Here is a 19,073-nt window from a genome sequence, read left to right as displayed (position 1 = left end):
CGCTTCTCCCTCCCGGGAGGGAGAAGCGGCGTTTTCATATCCAACATCTCCGGAGAACTGACGGCTTCTCGACGGATCTCAGTTTTCGAGGTCGAGCCCCATTTTCCAGAAGCCGATTTCCAGCCGCATTGCCTGCGAGAAGATTCGCACCAGATCGGTGAAGCGTTCCGCACTGATGGCATCGCCGGCCAGCCGGTCGAGCCGTTCTTCCGCCTCTGCGGCGACTTGCTGGTATTCGTCGCTTGAATATTCGGCGATCCATTCGTGATAGGGGTTTGACGTATCGAGCGCGCCGGGCTGCGCCGCCAGGACCTTGCCGATCTCCCAATAGCCGATGACACAGGGCACCAGCGCCACGTGGAGGTCGAGAAGATCGCCGCGCATGCCCTCCTCCAGCACATAGCGCGTATAGGCCATGGTGGCGGAAGCTTCGGGCGTTGCCTCGAGGTCTTCGGCGCTCAAGCCCCACCGCGCGCAGAGCCGCACGTGCAGATCCATTTCCATGTCGAGCAATGCGAACATGGTCCGACCGGCCGAGCGCATGTCGTCCAGGGTGCGGGACTTGTAGACGGCGAGCGCGTAGGCACGCGCGAAATGGATCAGGAAAACGTAGTCCTGCGCGAGATAGTGCCGGAAACACTCCTCCGGCAAAGTGCCGTTACCGAGCCCGCGCACGAAATCATGGTCGATATAGGCGGCCCATTCATCGGCAGCGGCTGCCTTGAGCCGTTCGAACAGCCCCTTCGATGCCGCCGTCAACGGGTCAGCGCTTCCGGGTTGGCCGGTGTGATCTCGACGGATTCACCGCATCCGCAAGCCGACGTCTGATTAGGGTTGTTGAAGATGAAACCCGAGCGCAGCTTGGTTTCCTCGTAGTCCATCTCCGTTCCCAGCAGGAACAGCACGGCGAACGGGGCGACGTAGATCCGCACGCCCTTCGTCTCCACCACGTCATCGGCAGGATCCGACTCGCTGACATAGTCGAGCGTGTATTCCATGCCCGCGCATCCGCCCTTCTGCACGCCGATCTTGAGACCTTGAACATCCTTGTCGGAGTTCGCCATGATCGCGCGTACGCGCTCGGCTGCCGTGTCGGTCAGCGTGATGACCTGAAACTTGCCCATTGTGTTCAAGTCCCTTGTTTGCCCTACGAATTCGGGTGCCAATACGCGCCCCAGCGAAGTTGTCAGGCGGTTCTAGAAAAAGTTGAGCGCAACCCGCGCCTCGTCGGACATGCGGCTGGGATCCCAGGGTGGATCGAACACCATGTTGATGTCCACCGGCCCCACGCCCGGCACTGCCGAGACCGCATCCTGCACCCACCCCAGCATGTCTCCGGCCACCGGGCAGCTCGGCGCCGTCAGTGTCATGTCGATCGATACGGAGCGATCGTCCTCGATATCGACCTTGTAGATGAGGCCCAACTCAAAAATATCGACCGGAATTTCCGGATCGTAGACGGTCTTCAAGGCCGCCACGATGTCGTCGGTGATGCGCGAGATCTCTTCCGGCGGCAGGGTGGACTCCGTCAGAGCCGCCACACCGTCTGCCAACGCTTCCGCTTCAGGGGCCACAGCTTCAGGCGCTCTCGGCTCCGCCGATTCAGCGGACGCTTCCGCCAGTGTCGTATCTTCGGTCATAGCGTCTGTCCTCAAGCGAAGAATTTCTGGGCCTTTTTCAGAGCCGCCACCAGGAGGTCGACCTCTTCCAACGTGTTGTAGAGCCCGAACGAGGCTCGGCATGTGGACGTGACCCCGAACCGCGCCAGAAGCGGCTGCGCGCAATGGGCACCCACCCGCACGGCGACGCCCTCGCGGTCGATGATCGTCGAAATGTCGTGGGCATGCACCCCTTCCATCTCGAACGATACGATGGCTCCCTTGCCCGGCGCATTGCCGAAAATGCGAAGCGAGTTGATCTTCGACAGCTCTTGATGCGCATAGTCGCGCAAGGCATCTTCGTGAGCAGCGATCCTGTCGCGTCCCAAACCGTCCATATAGTCGAGCGCGGCGCCAAGTCCAATTGCCTGGACGATAGCGGGCGTGCCCGCCTCGAAGCGGTGCGGAGGATCGTTGTAGGTGACCATGTCCTCGGTCACGTCGAGGATCATCTCGCCGCCGCCGTTAAACGGCCGCATCGCCTCAAGCCGCTCCTTCTTGGCGTAGAGCACGCCGATTCCGGTCGGACCGTAGACCTTGTGGCCCGTGAAGACGAAGAAATCGCAGTCGAGATCCTGCACGTCAACAGGCATGTGCACGGCGGATTGGCTGCCGTCGACCAGCACCGGCACGCCGCGCACGTGCGCGATCCGGCAGATTTCCTTCACCGGCACCAACGTGCCTGTGACGTTCGACATCTGCGTGATCGCCACCAGCTTGGTGCGCGCAGTGATGAGCTTTTCGAATTCCTCGATCAGGAACGACCCGTCATCGGCGATGGGCGACCATTTCAGGACGGCTCCCTGGCGTTCGCGCAGGAAGTGCCAGGGCACGATGTTGGAATGATGTTCGAGGATGGAGATGAGGATCTCGTCCCCCTCCCCGATCGTCGGCATGGCATGCGAATAGGCGACGAGATTGATCGCCTCGGTCGTGTTGCGCGTGAAGACGATCTCATCGCACGACGGCGCGTTGAGGAAACGGCGCACGCTTTCGCGCGTCGCTTCGTAGGCTTCCGTCGCCGTGTTGGACAGGTAGTGCAGACCACGATGGACGTTGGCGTATCCCTCGGAATACGCCTTCATCATCCGATCGATCACCACCTGCGGCTTTTGCGCGGAAGCGCCGTTGTCGAGATAGACCAGAGGCTTGCCGTAGACCTCTCTGGAGAGGATCGGGAAATCCGCCCTCACCTTTTCGACATCGTATTCGGCCGTGTCCTGGATGGGGGCTGCCTCGTTCATCGTTCTCTTCCTCAGTAGCCGAGCCAGGTGCGGGTGCGTTCTTCCAACGTCTCTACTACCTGTTCATCGCCGATTTCCTCGATCACTTCCGACAGGAAGGCGAGGACCAGCAACGTTCGCGCTTCCGCTTCCGGAATGCCGCGCGCCCGCAGGTAGAACAGCAGGTCCTCGTCGATCTGACCCGACGTGGCGCCGTGGGCGCATTGCACGTCGTCGGCGAAGATTTCGAGTTCCGGCTTGTAGGCCATCTCGACGCTCTCGGAAAGGAACAGCGCCTGAGACACCATCCGTCCGTCCGTCTTCTGAGCATGCGGGAAGACGTTGATCCGGCCCTGGAAAACGCCCTTGGCCGCACCGTCGATGACGGATTTGCAGAATTCCCGGCTCTCGCAATTGGGCACGGCATGATCGACGACCAGGGTCACGTCGCAATGCTGTTCTTCAGTGATCAGCATCGCACTGCGCAGCTCTGCCCGCGAGCCTTCCCCGTCAAAACGCAGGAAGGTCTGCGTGCGGGAGAGATGGGCGCCGGAATTGAAGATGAAGTGGTCGAACCCAACCTCACCGTCCAGCCGCGAGAGTAACGTGGACAAGTGCTGAGCCTCACGAGATTCGTTCTGCAGCTTGATCCACGAGACTTCAGCGCCCTTGGCGGCCGAGAACTCGATCGCCGTGTTGGTCTGATAGTGTCCCTTGCCGGAATAGACCTCGCTGAAGCACACCTTGGCGCCCTCACCGACGCGCACCACGTGGCGCGTATAGGTGGCAGCCGGCTCACCGGCCGCGACATGCAGGATCTCCACCGGCTTCTCGATCTCGGCCCCGGCGGCGACGTCGATCAACGCGCCATCACGCATGAAGGCGGTGTTGAGATCGAGCGCGCTGTCGGTGAGCGATGCGGCTAGTTCTCCGAGTCCCTGCGGTCGGGATTTGGCGAGCGTCGCTGCCAAGGAGCGGATCGTCAGCCCCTCGACACCGGAGATCTCGGAAAGCTCCGGCGCATAGAGGCCGTTGACGAAGACGATCCGGGCGCCCGCCATGTCGCCGAAACCGGCGACCGTATCCACCGCCGCCTTTGCCTCGGCTGCGGCGGGCATCTCGGCAATCGGTAGCGCCTCGTTCATGCCGCGGCGAAGATCGGTGTATTTCCACTCCTCGACGCGCCGGTTCGGTAGGCCGCGCGAACGGAATCCCGCGATCGCCTTTTCGCGCATTAGCTTTACCGCATCGCCGGTCGATGCCGCCTCGTATTGTTCGATCAGCGCACGTTCAGCAGCCGTGCTCAGCGCTGTGTTATCCGCTGTCATCTTGCTTGACCCTCGTGCCTGATTACGCCGCTTCACCGATGTAGTCGGCGTAGCCGTTCTTCTCCAGCTCGAGCGCCAGATCCGGGCCGCCCGTCTTGACGATCTTGCCCGCAGACAGGACGTGGACGATATCCGGCACGATGTGATCCAGCAGGCGCTGGTAGTGGGTGATGACGATCATCGCACGCTCCGGCGAGCGCAGCGCGTTGACGCCGTTCGACACGACCTTCAGCGCATCAATGTCGAGGCCGGAATCCGTCTCGTCGAGCACGCAGAGCGTCGGCTCCAGCAGCGCCATCTGCAGGATTTCGGAGCGCTTCTTCTCACCGCCGGAAAAGCCCACGTTGAGCGGACGCTTCAGCATGTCGGAGGTGATGTTCATCTGCTTGGCCTTTTCGCGCACAAGCTTCATAAAATCTGGCGTCGGCAGTTCATCAAGCCCGCGCGCCTTGCGCTGGGAGTTGAGCGCCGCCTTCAGGAAGGTAATGGTCGCAACGCCCGGGATCTCGATCGGGTACTGGAATGCCAGGAACATGCCGGCCATCGCCCGCTCATCCGGACCCATCTCCAGAATGTTCTCGCCGTTGAACAGGACCTCGCCCTCGGTGACCTCGTAGTTTTCCTTGCCTGCGAGCACATAGGAGAGCGTGGACTTGCCCGAGCCGTTCGGCCCCATGATCGCATGGACCTCACCGGCATTCACGGTGAGATCGACCCCACGTAGGATTTCAGTGCCGTCTTCGGCAATGCGGGTATGCAGGTTCTTGATTTCGAGCAGTGCCATTTCCAGATTTCCCAACTTCCGGTCGCCTCTTGCGCGTCACCCTTGTGACGGGTTCGCCGCACGGCAACCTCAACGTTCACCTCGAGCCCATCGGACCCCGCTTGTCCTTTGAAAGTCGTGGCAGTTCGCGCTTGTGCCGAAAGGCTTCCGGCAATGATGAGCGTGGACACCGGGACGGCCTCAGCCGACCGAGCCTTCCAGCGAAATCGAAATCAGCTTCTGCGATTCCACCGCGAACTCCATGGGGAGCTGCTGGATGATGTCGCGAACAAAGCCGTTGACGACCAGCGCCACCGCTTCCTCTTCGCTCAGTCCCCGCTGCAGGCAGTAGAACATCTGGTCGTCGGAGATTTTCGAGGTCGTGGCCTCGTGCTCGAAGACGGCGCTGGCGTTCTTGCTCTCAATGTAGGGCACCGTATGCGCACCGCAGTCCTGCCCGATCAGCAGGTTGTCGCACTGGGTGAAGTTGCGCGCGTTCGACGCCTTTCGGTGGGCGGAGACGAGACCACGATAGGTGTTCTGCGACTTGCCCGCCGAGATACCCTTGGAAATGATCCGGCTGGACGTGTTCTTGCCCAGGTGGATCATCTTGGTGCCGCTGTCGATCTGCTGATGACAGTTGGAAATGGCGACCGAGTAGAATTCGCCCCGGCTGTCGTCCCCGCGCAGGATGCAGGAGGGATACTTCCACGTGATCGCGGAACCGGTCTCGACCTGCGTCCAGGAGATCTTGGAGCGCACACCGCGGCAATCACCGCGCTTGGTGACAAAGTTGTAGATGCCGCCACGCCCGTCCGCATCGCCAGGATACCAGTTCTGGACGGTGGAGTACTTGATCTCCGCGTCTTCCATGGCAACGAGCTCGACAACGGCCGCATGAAGCTGGCTTTCATCGCGCTGGGGGGCCGTACAGCCTTCCAGATAGGAGACGTAAGCCCCCTTCTCCGCCACGATCAGCGTGCGTTCGAACTGGCCGGTATTCTGCTCGTTGATGCGGAAGTAGGTCGACAGCTCCATCGGGCAGCGCACGCCCTCCGGCACATAGACGAACGAACCGTCGGAGAAGACCGCCGAATTGAGCGTCGCATAGAAGTTGTCGGAGATCGGCACGACCGAGCCCAGATACTTCTTCACCAGATCAGGATGCTCGCGCAACGCCTCGGAAATGGAACAGAAGATCACGCCGGCCTTTGCCAGTCCTTCCTTGAATGTGGTGATGACCGAGACGCTGTCGAACACCGCATCGACGGCGACGCGGTTCTTCGGCTCAACGCCCGCCAGGATTTCCTGTTCGCGGAGCGGGATGCCGAGCTTCTCGTAGGTTGCCAGGAGCTCCGGGTCGACCTCGTCCAGGCCCTTGAGACCATAGCCAGATTTCTTCGGCGCCGAGTAATAGTAGAGATCGTTGAAATCGATCTTGGGATAGCTCACCCGTGCCCAATCCGGCTCTTCCATCGTGAGCCAGCGTCGATAGGCATCAAGGCGGGTTTCCAGCATCCACTCAAGCTCGCCCTTCTTGGCGGAGATGAAGCGGATGATGTCTTCGTTCAGGCCCTTGGGGGCCTTGTCGGATTCGATATTGGTCACGAACCCGTATTTGTATTGTTCTACGTCGATCTCTCGAACCCGGTCGACCGTCTCTTGTACTGCAGGCATTGCCCTCTCCATCCAGCGCGGGTCAAGAACCGCGTGTTGTCGAAGTCTTATCTTCACTACCTCCGGCGACACGTCATGCACCCCCGAACCACACATTCACGGCCTTTCAGCCGCCGCCGCCGGAAAGATCCCCCTCCCCCGAAGACCTTCACGATAAGACGACTCTCAGGCCGCCTTTCCGGCTTGCGCCGGTTTCATTCTTTTCACAAGCCCCCGCCAGATCCCGGCGAAGCGCTCGACATCGTCTTGCGTACTCGTCCAGCCGAGACTGAGCCTCAGCGCGCCGCGGGCCAGATCACCCGGCACGCCCATGGCCTCGAGAACGTGCGAGGGAGCAACCTTGCCCGACGAACAGGCAGATCCGGAGGAGACAGCCACCCCTGCAAGATCACATCCGATCAAAGTCGTTTCCGCGACCATTCCCGGCACGGCGAAACTGACTGTATTCGGCAGGCGCCGGGCGTTCTGAGCGAAGATGACAGTACTCTCACATATATGGAGCAGTTTCGCTTCCAGCCAATCCCGCAACGCTTCCAGTCGCACCGCCTCATCCCCTTCCTCACGCAGGTTCTGGAGCGCAGCCCCAAAACCTGCGAGCGCGGCGACGTTCTCCGTCCCCGCACGGCCTCGCCCTTCCTGACCACCACCGGTCAGAAGCGGCGCCACCCTGAATTCCTCGCTTCCGTAGATCAGTGCGCCCACACCCTGGGGGCCGCCGATCTTGTGGGAGGAAACGGACACCATGTCGCATCCCCATTCGGCGATAGAGACGGGGATCCGCCCCAACGCCTGCACCGCATCGACATGGCAGTAACCGCCCGACTCATGTGCCAATTGCGCAATTTCCGCAACGGGTTGCAGGACGCCAGTCTCATTGTTGGCCGCCATGACGGAGACGAACGGCACACACCCGCTTTTCGCCTCCCCACGAATGAGCTCCTCCGCCTGCGACTTGTCAATGACACCATCCCCTGTGGTCGGCAAAAATGTAACCTGTTGGGGGTTAAAGCGTCCTCCGCCGAGCACCGAGGCATGTTCGACGGCACTCACGAAGGCGCGCGTCGCAGGGCGCTTCTTGCCGGAAAGGGTGATCTGAGGCGTCAGCGCGGTGACGTTTGCTTCCGTCCCGCCGCTGGTGAAGACGATATTCTTGGCTTGCGAACCCGTAAGCGCGGCCAGAGCGCGACGGGAAGATTCGATACGAGCGCGGGCAGAACGTCCCTCTCCGTGCACGGACGAGGCGTTCCCAACTTCCTCAAGCACATCGACCATGGCCTCTCGCGCCGACGGCCGCAGCGGCGTCGTCGCGTTGTGATCCAGATAAATGCGAGAGCTCACGCTCATTCCCTTGCCCTTAGATTCCGCCAATTTCCGAGACCTCACGCCAAAGATCTCATTGCCTTCGGACTCGCGGTCACTATTCTCTCTGGTAGCCTCCTAGCCCCATTGTGGCATTGAGGCCATACGGAAATCCTTGAAATTCGCGGCCGTCCTGACGATAACAGCACAGAGCTTCAAAGGAAGCACGTCGAACGCCGCCATGGTGGCTTTTGGTTGCGTGATTTTCGAATTATTCTAAATAAGACTTTAGGAAGACAGCCGCTCCAAGTCAAGAAACGGCACCCTAAAAAAGAGTCGACAACCCCGGTATCCGCTGCAAGGCGAGAAGGACGATTCGTATCTATGCCCGAAGTTATCTTCAACGGTCCGGCCGGCCGTATCGAGGGCCGGTTTCACCCGGCCAAGGAGCGCACGGCACCGATCGCGCTGATTCTTCATCTTCACCCGCAGTTCGGCGGGACGATGAACAATCAGATCGTGTACCAGATGTACTACATGTTCGCGAAGCGCGGCTTTGCGGTCCTGCGGTTCAATTTCCGAGGTGTCGGCCGGAGCCAGGGAAGCTTCGACCATGGACAGGGTGAATTGTCGGATGCGGCCTCCGCTCTGGACTGGGTCCAGAGCGTCCACCCGGATGCGCGGGCCTGCTGGATTGCCGGCTTCTCGTTCGGAGCCTGGATCGGCATGCAGCTTCTGATGCGCCGTCCGGAAGTTGAGGGCTTCATTTCCGTCGCCCCTCCGGCAAACCTCAACGACTTCTCGTTCCTGGCCCCCTGCCCGTCCTCCGGTCTCATTATCCACGGTGACTCCGACAAGGTCGTGCCGACCAAAGACGTTAAGACCCTGGTCGACAAGCTGAAGACGCAGAAGGGCATCATCATCGATCATCAGACGATCGAGGGAGCCAATCACTTCTTCGAAGGCCATATTGACGAGCTCATCACGTCGTGCGGCGACTATGTCGACCGTCGCCTGGCCGCGATCGACACCTCGGCCGCCTGACGCGACACCGTTTCGATCCAGATAGGCCCCTCCTTCGTTCGGCAGAACAAGGAGGGCTTTTTTGTTTCTCGGTGGCCCGGCCTTACCACCAGGATTCTTTTTCCGGCGGCAAGGCCCCTCGATAAAAAGAAGGGCCCGGGGCAGCAAATGCCCCAGGCCCGTATCGACTTTGCTTTCAAAGGTCGATTGAAGAGCGCGCCCATTCGCGGCGCCTCTTAATCCGCCACCCATTCATAGACGACCGCGCTCGGGCAGTTCTTGGCGCAACTGCAGGTCGTTCCGCCACCGCAACTGGAGGGACCGTGGCAAACCACCCGGCCCTTGCGTTCCAGGCGTTCCAGCATCGCTTCCACCGCGGAGGGGCTGAACCCGCTGCGCAGGGCGAGGGTTTCGAGAGAGAACTTCCTCTCGGCGCGCAACGTGTCCCTCAATTCCGTCAAACCGGACATTCTCATATCCTTGAGAGTTGCCCGGAGCCGGGCGCACTCCCTCGTTTTCAATTCACAGTCTGAACTATTCCGCGGCCATCGGCAGGCCGTCTCCGGGGGCTCGCGTCCCCTTTTGCCGCATCACGTAGATCGCGAGCGAGAAGGCCGCGACAACCGCCACGATCCAGGCCAGGGACGTTCCAGGCGTCGTGCCCAACCGCGAGATCTGGAAGACGATGACCGAAGTGCCGTAGGCCACGGCCATCGTCCAACCGACCGCAAACAGCGTCCAGGCCCGCCCCACTTCGCGGTAGATGGCGCCAACGGCCGCCACGCAGGGCATGTATAGCAACGTGAACAACAGGTAGGCCGGAGGCCCCGGCGATACCTGCGAAGCGCGCCTGCATCTCTCCGAACGTTCCCGTTGCCACTTCCTGCTCTTCCACCGCCGTGTCGATGTTGTCGACATCGCCGACGCTGAGCCCGAGCGGATCGGTCACCGTATCACCCAGTGCCGCGAGGTTGGCCGGGATGGTCGCGAAGGCTTCGGCAAGCTCGTCGCCGACGATCTGCCAGCTCGAACGGGTATCCGTTTCCTCTTCTTCCGCAGCCCTGTCATTGGCAAGCGCGCCATAGAGCGAGTCCAGCGTTCCGACGACGATTTCCTTGGCACGGACGCCGCTGACGATACCGACCACGGCTGGCCAGTTCTCTTGCTCCATCCCCATCGGCTCGAACACCGGCACCACCGCCTTGCTGACGCCCGCCAGAACCGAATTCTCCGGGGAGACCTCATCGAACGATCCGTCGGTGCCCACCAGATTGAGCACGGAGAGGATCACCACCATGATGACGATGACCTTACCCGCCCCCACGATGAAGGTCTTCAACCGCTCCCAGCTGCGCATCGCAACATTGCGCACCGTCGGCATGTGATAGAGCGGCAGTTTCATGACGAGGGGCGACGTCTCACCGCGCAAAAGCGTGGAGCGCAGCAGATAGCCGGTTCCGACCGCCGCGGCGATGCCGATCAGATAAAGCCCGAAGACAATGTTCTACCCGTTGGTGGGGAAGAAGGCCGCGGCAAACAGGGCATAGACCGGCAGCCGCGCGCCGCAGGACATGAACGGCGCCATCACCGCCGCCTTGCGGTCGTTCTCGTTCTCCAGCGTCCGCGTCGCCATGATGGCGGGAACGTTGCAGCCGAAACCGACGATCAGCGGCACGAACGCCTTGCCCGGCAGATCTGCGGACCGCATGAAGCGATCCATCACGAAGGCGGCGCGCGCCATGTAGCCGGAATCTTCCAGTACGGACAGGAAGATATACAGGAAACCTATGAAGGGAATGAAAGTCGCGACCGTCTGAACACCGCCGCCGATGCCATCGGCTACGACGATTACCAGCCAGGACGGAGCGCCCAGCGAGCGCATCAGATGGTCGAGCTCGTCGACCATCACCGAGCCGACGTCGATATCGAAGAAATCGATGAAGGCGCTGCCGACGTTGATGGTCCACATGAACATCAGGTACATCAACACCAGGAAGATCGGCATACCGAGCAGCCGGTGAAGCACGACGCGGTCGATGCGATTCGTCAGGTTGCGCGAGGCTTCCCGCGACCGCGTGACTGCAGCCTGCACCGCGCCCGAGGCGAACCTGTAGCGATGATCGGCCAGGAGAATATCGAGGTCCTCGCCCGTCTCCTCCTCTACGCTTTCCATGGCTTCGCGCACCGTGTCGGCAACGTCCTGCGGCAGGGTCGAGATGCGGCGCTCGTCACCGTCAAACATCTGCAGCACCTGCCAGCGTCCATCGAACTTCGATGCGGGCGGTCGGGCAAATGCCCTCGATCGCCGCTTCCACCTTGGCGTCATAGCGCGGAGTGACCTTGGGAAGCGCTCCCGCTTCGGCCATCGTCACCATGGCGCGCTTGAGTTCTTCCACGCCCTGCCCACTGCTGGCGACGATGGGCAGGACCGGACAGCCGATGCGCTTTTTGAGTTCCGCCAGATTGATCTCGACGTCGTTCTGGTGGGCCGTGTCCATCATGTTGAGGACGACGATCATCGGCACGCGCATCTCAAGGAGCTGCGCGGTCAGGTAGAGGTGGCGTTCGAGATTGGAGGCGTCGACGATGTTGACCAGAATATCAGCCTCGCCGGAGATCGCGTATTCGAGAGCAATGCGCTCGTCCATCGACGTTTCGGAAGGCCCCAACGAATAGGTGCCAGGCAGGTCAACCAGAGTGACGGCCGCATCGGAAAGCTGGAACGTTCCCGTCTTGCGCTCCACAGTCACGCCCGGCCTGTTGCCGACTCGTTGCCGCGTCCCTATCAGCGCGCTGAAAAGGGTCGTCTTGCTGCAATTGGGATTGCCGACGACGGTCACAGTGAGGTTCTTCATTTCTCGACCTTCCTTGCCGCGCGAAAGCAGCTGGGTTGTTTCCGTTAAACCAATTCGATGGAAACGATCCGGGCTTCGTCTTTGCGCACGCTGAGCGAGGTACCCCGCAGATCGAGTTCGATCGGATCCCCAAGCGGAGCCTTGCGCACCACCGTTACTTCCGCACCGGGGGTCAGCCCCATGGCCAGAAGTCGACGCCGATAGGAACTCGTACGGTCGGTAAATCCGGAAACCCGTACCCGTCCCCCCCCCACATCAATCTCATCCAGATTGCTCATTGTTACACTCTCGCCTCCGCGACCATCACCTTGTGAGCGAGCCCCTTGCCGAACCCGATACGGATCCCGCGAACCTCGATGATCATCGGATCGTAGGAATCGTTGCACATGACGTTCAAGGCGACGCCGACCGTCAGCCCTTGATCGATCAGCCTGCGTTGAACGTTACGGCCGCACGTGTAGGACGCCAGCCTGAGCGCCGTTCCCGGCTGCGCCATGGCGAGCGGATAGGAAGGAATGCACCTGACGTTTGACGTCATAGTGGGGGTGGAAACGGCAATCGGCTCCGACGCCGCCGTCCCATCCAAAACAAGAGTGGGATTGGAGCAAACGCTCATATCCATGGCAGAGGACCTGTGAAAGAAGATGATCGAGTGTTGTTACCGTCGACGCTATGTTATTGAAAATAAAAATCAAATTTGCAAAATGCCGCAGTGGACAAAGTACTTTAAATAATTGTTCCAAATACGTTATTTTTTCTTAGAATATGCATTCTAATCTATTTTCTTGCGTTCCAAGCGTAAAAATCGGACTGCTGACGTTGGGAAAGATTATCACGTAATCAGGGCCCCCATCCGCGATACGCCTCCTCTCCCAGAGCGCGGCAAGAGCGTGGCAAACCAGCTGCGGCACTCACTCATTTTCGGAAAGCGGGATCGAAAGTTTCGGGAGCCGGAATCAAAAAGCCCATGGCCTTGCGGGCGAGGGCTTTCAATGGGTCGCGGACCATAGACACGGCAAATTCTGCAAAAGATCCCGAGAACTTATCTCCTTCCTCTGAAGTCGTCTTTCAGCCTTCCGGCGTCCATGCGTCGTAGTCGGCGCTGACGCGCTCGCGGGTCTCCGGCGTCAGGATCGAGCCGTGCGGCCGGTAGGCGTAGGCCGTTCCGGTGCGGTTCGGCTGATGCCCCTTCTGCCAGGCCTTCGGCTGATACTCGGTCTCCGTCGGAGGCGTATCGACCCGATGGTGCATCCAGCCGTGCCAGCCGGCCGGTATCCTACTTGCCTCTGCGACACCGTTATAGATGACCCAGCGGCGAGAATTGTCCCGCGTGCGGAAATAGCGGTTCCCGAACTCATCGGTCCCCACGAACTCACCCTTTCGCCATGTGAAAAAGCGGGTTCCGAGCGTTTGCTCATTCCACCAGGTAAATATCTGAAACAGGAAGGTCTTCATTAGCGGATCCAACATGTATTGGAATTTGCGCGGACTGTGACGCGCCGGACCGCGCCTGTCCAGCCCCGCCTGCCCCTCGATGAGTCGTAGAGGCTCCGGTGCCACCTTGCGTTACCGGTCGGTCCGCCGTTGCAACGCCTTCTACGGCAGTTGGGAGATATTCGGAACAATCCGCCTTGATATGAGAGCGCGTCAAAGGCCGGAGGGACGGCGCTGGCGTACCGGCTGCGCCCCGCGCCCTTGTGCTCGGCGGTTTCTGCGGTGCCTGAGCGCCGCCAGCAGGGCGCTCGCCCGTCGGGGCCGGAGCCTTTCGTCGCACCGGGCGTTGCGGCCGCCTGTTTCGCGGTTCCGTTGCCGGAAGGAGCCTTGCCGGGAACAGCCTTCTGGAGACGCAAAGCCCCCTGCCCAGCCCCATGCTTCGCGGCGGCAGGATTTTGCGGACCCGATCCCTGCCCTACTCCCGGCGCGCCCGTGGGCCGGGCTTTCGCCGTGCTCGGCTTGACGAGATCGCCCATCCCGAGAGACGACTTTGGAGCCACCAGTTCCAGCGGCTCCACCTCGTCCTTGGCGTCGTACTTCTTGGCCAGCGCCGACACCCCGTTGTTACGGGCGTGATGCAGGCGGGCCTGATCGAGTGCCTGCCGCCGTTCGCTTTGTACTGCCAGAGCCGCGGCAATACCGTCGATGACAAAGAAGTTCTGTCCCGGCTCCAGATAAAACTTGCGGTCGTCACGGATGATCCACTCCATGCGCTGATGCAGGGAAGCCGGCGCCGGCGACTTGACGAGCACGTGGTGGACTCCGGCCTTCAGAGCCTTTTCCACCCACCAGCGACCGTATCCCGTGCGCGGTGATCATCAGGACGGGTACGAAGCAAAGCGGCGCCATCTGGCGATGACGAATCGAGCGAAGGAACTGATAGCCGGTGATCGGCTCCATGCGCCAATCGATAATGATGAGATGCGGCGGCTCGCTCAGCATCGCCTGGAGCGCCTTTTCAGCGGAATCGAACGTGCGCACGCGCTGGACGCGCATCGCGCCGAGGACCGAGCGGATGATCGTCTGCATCTGCTTGGAATCCTCGACAACCACCACATCGAGCGATTCGAGCGGCACCTGGTAGGCCGCGCTGTGCCGCATGAGCCGCGCTGTGCCGCATGATCTTTTTCATCGTGAAACAGCCAGTCCTTCGAAGTGGCCTTTATAGCACGCCTGCGCGCGCAAGGCCCCGGCAAACAACCGCGGACGCTCCTGTCCACAGGTTGCCCAATATGGGGCGCGAGCGTTAAGCGATGATCAAGAAAGGCGCTCAATTTGCGTTACAAACGGCAATTCGACGTGCTTCGGCTCGACGAATCTACCCCGAGCCCATACAACCGCACCGCACCGCGCCCGCCGGGCTCGGGCACTCCGTCCCCATGCCGGTACGGCCGGTTGCAGGGCCCGTACGGGTTAACCACAAGATATAGGGATAGGAGGTGCGGCGAAAATACTTAAGCGGCTCGTCAACATCGCGCTCTAATACCATGATATGTATTAGCTTTTTTCACTCTCCCCAACTTTCACAGCCTTTGCACAACATTTAGACGACTAGTTTTACACAACCACAATAGCTTGACGGCTCCGGACGAGTCGGACTAGCTTTCGGACATATCGCTGGACGGCGACGGGGATGGCTTTCGCGGCCTGCGTACTCCTCTTTCACCGGCTCTGCTTGGAGATTCACCCTGCGCGTGATGCGCGGTGCGGTTCCTTGCTTCCGGAAAGGGTGGCGTATGCGTGACTTGTGACGGCCGCCGCACTATGCCGCACTATATTTAGCGTCGGTCAACTCTCCCAATACCAGATGTCCTGGCAAAAACCGGGACGTCACGAACAGGCCAGGTGTCTATGAGAACCCGGGATGCGGCGGGGTATTACTTTTGTCGGCCTTGGATGTCGACGAGGGGGTCAAAGAATGCGCATCGAACGGCGATACGCGAGCGAGGGGCAGTCGCCCTACGCGACAATCGAGTTTCGCACCACCACGAGCGAAATCCGGAATCCGGACGGCTCGATCGTATTTCACCTGGAAGACATCGCCGTTCCGGCGCAGTTCTCCCAGGTTGCGAGTGACATCCTGGCACAGAAGTATTTCCGCAAGGCGGGCGTCCCGGCCCGTCTGAAGCGGGTTGAAGAGAATTCGGTTCCTTCCTGGCTGTGGCGCTCCGTTGCCGATGAGGCTGTGTTGAAGGAGCTGCCCGAGGACGAGCGCTACGGGTCCGAGATGGACGCGCGCCAGGTCTTCGACCGTCTGGCCGGCACCTGGACCTACTGGGGTTGGAAGGGCGGCTATTTCAAGGGCGAGACCGACGCCCAGGCGTTCTACGACGAACTGCGCTTCATGCTCGCGACCCAAAAGGTCGCACCAAACTCCCCGCAGTGGTTCAACACCGGCCTGTTCTGGGCCTACGGCATCGACGGTCCCGGCCAGGGCCACTACTACGTCGATCCGGAGACCGGCAAGCTGACCAAGTCCAAGTCGGCCTACGAGCATCCGCAGCCCCATGCTTGCTTCATCCAGTCCGTCGATGACGATCTCGTCAACGACAACGGCATCATGGATCTGTGGGTGCGCGAGGCGCGGCTGTTCAAGTACGGTTCGGGCACCGGCTCCAACTTCTCGCGGCTTCGCGGCGAAGGCGAGCGGCTTTCGGGCGGCGGCAAGTCGTCGGGCCTGATGTCCTTCCTTAAGATCGGCGACCGGGCGGCCGGCGCCATCAAATCCGGTGGCACCACGCGTCGCGCGGCCAAGATGGTCGTGGTCGATATCGACCATCCCGATATCGAGAACTACATCAACTGGAAGGTGCACGAGGAAGAGAAGGTCGTGGCGCTCGTGACCGGCTCCAAGACGGTCGCCAAGCACCTCAAGCTGATCATGAAGGCCTGCGTGAACTGCCAGGGCCCGGACGGCGACTGCTTCGACCCACACAAGAACCCGGCGCTGAAGCGCGAGGTCCGTGCGGCCAAGAAGGAGCAGGTGCCTGAGAACTATATCAAGCGCGTCATCCAGTTCGCGCACCAAGGCTATCACGACATCGAGTTCAAGATCTACGACACGGATTGGGATTCTGAAGCCTATCTCACCGTTTCGGGCCAGAACTCCAACAACTCCGTGTCCATCCGCGAGGAATTCCTTCGCGCGGTCGAAGCCGACGGCGATTGGAACCTGGTCCGCCGTATCGATGGCAAGGTGCACAAGACGCTGAAGGCCCGCGAGCTGTGGAACCAGATCGGATACGCCGCCTGGGCGTCGGCCGATCCCGGCCTGCACTTCAACACGACCATGAACGACTGGCACACGTGCCCGGCCGGCGGTCGCATCAACGCGTCCAACCCGTGCTCGGAATACATGTTCCTAGACGACACGGCATGTAACCTGGCCTCGCTCAATCTGCTGCAGTTCATGAACAAGGACACGCAGCAGATCGAGACGGAGAATTACGAGCATGCGGTCCGGCTTTGGACCGTCGTGCTGGAAATCTCCGTCATGATGGCGCAGTTCCCGTCCAAGCAGATCGCCAAGCTGTCCTACGACTACCGCACGCTTGGTCTCGGCTTCGCCAATATCGGCGGCCTGCTGATGACCAAGAGCATTCCCTACGACAGTGAGGAAGGCCGCGCGCTTTGCGGTGCGCTGACCGCGATCATGACCGGTGTGTGCTACGCGACATCGGCCGAAATGGCGAAGAAGCTCGGCCCCTTCCCGCAGTTTGCGCCGAACCGCGAGAACATGCTGCGCGTCATCCGCAACCACCGTCGCGCTGCCTACGGCGAGGCCGGTGGCTACGAGGGTCTGTCGGTCAACCCGGTGCCGCTCAACCATGCCGAATGCCCGGATGCGACCCTTATCGAGCGTGCGAAGGTCGCCTGGGATCGGGCGCTTGAGCTCGGCGAGGCGAACGGCTACCGCAACGCACAGGTCACCGTGGTCGCGCCGACCGGCACGATCGGCCTCGTCATGGATTGCGACACGACCGGCATCGAGCCCGATTTCGCGCTGGTGAAGTTCAAGAAGCTGGCCGGCGGCGGCTACTTCAAGATCATCAACAACGCGGTTCCCTCCGCCCTGCGCACGCTTGGCTATTCGGAAGCCGAAATCGCTGAGATCGAGACTTACGCGGTCGGTCACGGCTCCATCGATCAGGCGCCTGCGATCAACACGGCGACGCTGAAGGCCAAGGGCTTCTCCGATGCCACGATCGAGACGATCCACGGCGCGCTGAAGCAGGCTTTCGACATCAAGTTCGTCTTCAACCGGTGGACCATCGGCGACGAGCAGATGGCGAAGCTCGAGGTTCCGCAGGAAAAGCTCGAGGATGACGAGTTCGACCTCCTCACCCATCTCGGGTTCACCAAGAAGGAGATCGAGGCCGCGAACATCCACGTTTGCGGAGCGATGACGCTGGAAGGTGCCCCACACCTGAAGGAAGAGCACCTCACCGTCTTCGACTGCGCCAACCCGTGCGGCAAGATCGGCAAGCGCTATCTGTCGGTGGAAAGCCACATCCGCATGATGGCGGCGGCCCAGCCGTTCATCTCCGGCGCGATCTCCAAGACGATCAACATGCCGAACGACGCGACGGTGGAGGACTGCAAGCAGGCCTACATGCTGTCCTGGCGTTTGGCGCTGAAGGCCAACGCGCTTTACCGCGACGGCTCCAAGCTCTCGCAGCCGCTCAACGCCTCGCTCATCGCCGATGACGACGATGAAGAGGATGCGGTCGAAGAACTGGCGACCCTGCCCGTCTCCGCTCAGGCGGCGAAAGTTGCGGAGAAGATCGTGGAGCGCATCGTCTACGAGCGCGAGCGTGAACGCGAGAAGCTGCCCAGCCGGCGCAAGGGCTACACCCAGAAGGCCGTCGTCGGCGGACACAAGGTGTATCTGCGCACCGGCGAATACGATGACGGCCGTCTCGGCGAGATCTTCATCGACATGCACAAGGAAGGCGCCGCCTTCCGTGCGATGATGAACAACTTCGCCATCGCGATCTCTCTCGGCCTGCAGTACGGCGTGCCACTGGAAGAATACGTGGAGGCCTTCACCTTCACGCGCTTCGAGCCGGCAGGCATGGTGCAGGGCAACGAGGCGATCAAGAACGCGACCTCGATCCTCGACTACGTCTTCCGCGAGCTGGCGGTCTCCTATCTCGTCCGCAGCGATCTTGCCCACGTCAACCCGGACACCATCGGCAACACGGTGATGGGCGACGGCGAGAGCGAAGGACGCGGCGAGATGATTGTCTCCAAGGGTCTCGTTCGCGGCCACACCGACCGCTTCCGTCTGATCGGCGGGTCGGGCGAGCCGGCAGGCGCCGCCAAGCAGGCGACGCCGAAGGCCACGACCCCGGTCACCTCGATTACCCGCAGCGGCGCGGCGACCGCCTTCAAGCGCGACGTCGATACGGAAGAGGCGCCCCAGGCGGCCCCGACCGGCGAGACGGAAGCCAAGAGCGCTCCGCAGAACGCGGTCCGCGCGGCTCACAAGTCCGTGGCCAGTCAGGTCGCCCAGGCCCGCATGAAGGGCTACGAAGGCGAAGCCTGCTCGGAGTGCGGCAACTTCACGATGGTGCGCAATGGCACCTGCCTGAAGTGCGACACCTGCGGCAGCACCAGCGGTTGCAGCTGAGGACGCCCGGCACTGATTGTCGCCGTCTCGGCTCTCAAGGAAAGCCCTGAGACCTGACTACGACGCTACAAAGAAAACAAACTCGCCGGTCGGATACGATCGGCGGGTTTTTCTTATTTGG

General features: G+C 61.2%; 19 protein-coding genes. 2 read left to right on the top strand and 17 right to left on the bottom strand.

From position 1 onward, the window contains the following. Window positions 1–78 precede the first annotated feature (78 nt). The 8 genes from tenA to QNJ43_RS21305 form a co-directional block, all read right to left on the bottom strand. Complete coding sequence (gene tenA, locus QNJ43_RS21340; RefSeq protein WP_300472880.1) at window positions 79–759, bottom strand: thiaminase II; 681 nt, start codon at window positions 757–759, stop codon at window positions 79–81. Beyond that, complete coding sequence (gene sufA, locus QNJ43_RS21335; RefSeq protein ID WP_300472878.1) at window positions 756–1,124, bottom strand: Fe-S cluster assembly scaffold SufA; 369 nt, start codon at window positions 1,122–1,124, stop codon at window positions 756–758. The genes tenA and sufA overlap by 4 nt, the downstream gene beginning before the upstream one ends. 72 nt (window positions 1,125–1,196) lie before the next feature. Further along, window positions 1,197–1,640 carry an SUF system Fe-S cluster assembly protein gene (locus QNJ43_RS21330; protein WP_300472876.1) on the bottom strand — a complete coding sequence of 148 codons (444 nt, stop codon included), beginning with the start codon at window positions 1,638–1,640 and terminating at the stop codon, window positions 1,197–1,199. Window positions 1,641–1,651: 11 nt separating this feature from the next. Further along, window positions 1,652–2,902, bottom strand: a complete 1,251-nt coding sequence (locus QNJ43_RS21325) for a cysteine desulfurase (RefSeq protein WP_300472874.1) — start codon at window positions 2,900–2,902, stop codon at window positions 1,652–1,654. A gap of 11 nt (window positions 2,903–2,913) precedes the next feature. Further along, window positions 2,914–4,209 (bottom strand): Fe-S cluster assembly protein SufD, encoded by a 1,296-nt coding sequence (gene sufD, locus QNJ43_RS21320; RefSeq protein WP_300472871.1) that lies wholly within the window; start codon window positions 4,207–4,209, stop codon window positions 2,914–2,916. 22 nt (window positions 4,210–4,231) lie between these two features. Further along, window positions 4,232–4,987: a Fe-S cluster assembly ATPase SufC gene (sufC, locus tag QNJ43_RS21315; protein WP_300472893.1), complete on the bottom strand. Its 756-nt coding sequence runs from the start codon at window positions 4,985–4,987 to the stop codon at window positions 4,232–4,234. A 186-nt stretch (window positions 4,988–5,173) separates the two neighbouring features. Then, window positions 5,174–6,649, bottom strand: a complete 1,476-nt coding sequence (gene sufB, locus QNJ43_RS21310) for a Fe-S cluster assembly protein SufB (protein WP_300472869.1) — start codon at window positions 6,647–6,649, stop codon at window positions 5,174–5,176. 165 nt (window positions 6,650–6,814) lie between these two features. Further along, window positions 6,815–7,993, bottom strand: coding sequence for a cysteine desulfurase family protein (locus QNJ43_RS21305; protein ID WP_300472867.1), 1,179 nt, complete (start codon window positions 7,991–7,993; stop codon window positions 6,815–6,817). A gap of 339 nt (window positions 7,994–8,332) precedes the next feature. On the opposite strand from QNJ43_RS21305, the gene QNJ43_RS21300 reads away from it, so the two are divergent. Beyond that, window positions 8,333–8,992 carry an alpha/beta hydrolase gene (locus QNJ43_RS21300; RefSeq protein WP_300472865.1) on the top strand — a complete coding sequence of 220 codons (660 nt, stop codon included), beginning with the start codon at window positions 8,333–8,335 and terminating at the stop codon, window positions 8,990–8,992. A gap of 215 nt (window positions 8,993–9,207) precedes the next feature. On the opposite strand, the gene QNJ43_RS21295 is transcribed toward QNJ43_RS21300, so the two are convergent. The 9 genes from QNJ43_RS21295 to QNJ43_RS21255 all read right to left on the bottom strand — a co-directional run bounded on the left by QNJ43_RS21295 (window position 9,208) and on the right by QNJ43_RS21255 (window position 14,421). Beyond that, window positions 9,208–9,441, bottom strand: a complete 234-nt coding sequence (locus QNJ43_RS21295) for a FeoC-like transcriptional regulator (protein ID WP_300472863.1) — start codon at window positions 9,439–9,441, stop codon at window positions 9,208–9,210. Between the two features lie 47 nt (window positions 9,442–9,488). Next, complete coding sequence (locus tag QNJ43_RS21290) at window positions 9,489–10,472, bottom strand: nucleoside recognition domain-containing protein (protein ID WP_300472890.1); 984 nt, start codon at window positions 10,470–10,472, stop codon at window positions 9,489–9,491. Window positions 10,473–10,475: 3 nt separating this feature from the next. Continuing rightward, window positions 10,476–11,213, bottom strand: a complete 738-nt coding sequence (locus QNJ43_RS21285; RefSeq protein ID WP_300472888.1) for a ferrous iron transporter B — start codon at window positions 11,211–11,213, stop codon at window positions 10,476–10,478. Further along, the gene (locus QNJ43_RS21280) at window positions 11,206–11,826 is read right to left on the bottom strand and encodes a FeoB small GTPase domain-containing protein (RefSeq protein WP_300472860.1); all 621 of its coding nucleotides are present in this window, start codon (window positions 11,824–11,826) and stop codon (window positions 11,206–11,208) included. The genes QNJ43_RS21285 and QNJ43_RS21280 overlap by 8 nt, the downstream gene beginning before the upstream one ends. A gap of 44 nt (window positions 11,827–11,870) precedes the next feature. Next, window positions 11,871–12,104 carry a FeoA family protein gene (locus QNJ43_RS21275; protein ID WP_300472858.1) on the bottom strand — a complete coding sequence of 78 codons (234 nt, stop codon included), beginning with the start codon at window positions 12,102–12,104 and terminating at the stop codon, window positions 11,871–11,873. A 2-nt stretch (window positions 12,105–12,106) separates the two neighbouring features. Continuing rightward, the gene (locus QNJ43_RS21270; protein ID WP_300472856.1) at window positions 12,107–12,364 is read right to left on the bottom strand and encodes a FeoA family protein; all 258 of its coding nucleotides are present in this window, start codon (window positions 12,362–12,364) and stop codon (window positions 12,107–12,109) included. 530 nt (window positions 12,365–12,894) lie between these two features. After that, window positions 12,895–13,281, bottom strand: a complete 387-nt coding sequence (locus tag QNJ43_RS21265; protein ID WP_300472885.1) for an NADH:ubiquinone oxidoreductase subunit NDUFA12 — start codon at window positions 13,279–13,281, stop codon at window positions 12,895–12,897. After that, complete coding sequence (locus QNJ43_RS21260; RefSeq protein WP_300472854.1) at window positions 13,281–14,030, bottom strand: hypothetical protein; 750 nt, start codon at window positions 14,028–14,030, stop codon at window positions 13,281–13,283. The genes QNJ43_RS21265 and QNJ43_RS21260 overlap by 1 nt, the downstream gene beginning before the upstream one ends. After that, entirely contained in the window at window positions 14,011–14,421 is a 411-nt protein-coding gene (locus tag QNJ43_RS21255; protein WP_300472853.1) for a response regulator, read from the bottom strand. Before QNJ43_RS21255 ends, QNJ43_RS21260 begins: the two co-directional genes overlap by 20 nt. A gap of 817 nt (window positions 14,422–15,238) precedes the next feature. On the opposite strand from QNJ43_RS21255, the gene QNJ43_RS21250 reads away from it, so the two are divergent. After that, window positions 15,239–18,952, top strand: a complete 3,714-nt coding sequence (locus QNJ43_RS21250; protein ID WP_300472850.1) for a vitamin B12-dependent ribonucleotide reductase — start codon at window positions 15,239–15,241, stop codon at window positions 18,950–18,952. The last annotated feature ends 121 nt before the right edge of the window (window positions 18,953–19,073 follow it).

Origin of the sequence: Breoghania sp. (assembly GCF_030066895.1) — a bacterium.
Taxonomy (GTDB): domain Bacteria; phylum Pseudomonadota; class Alphaproteobacteria; order Rhizobiales; family Stappiaceae; genus Breoghania.
This window is presented reverse-complemented; position numbering and strand designations above follow the sequence as displayed.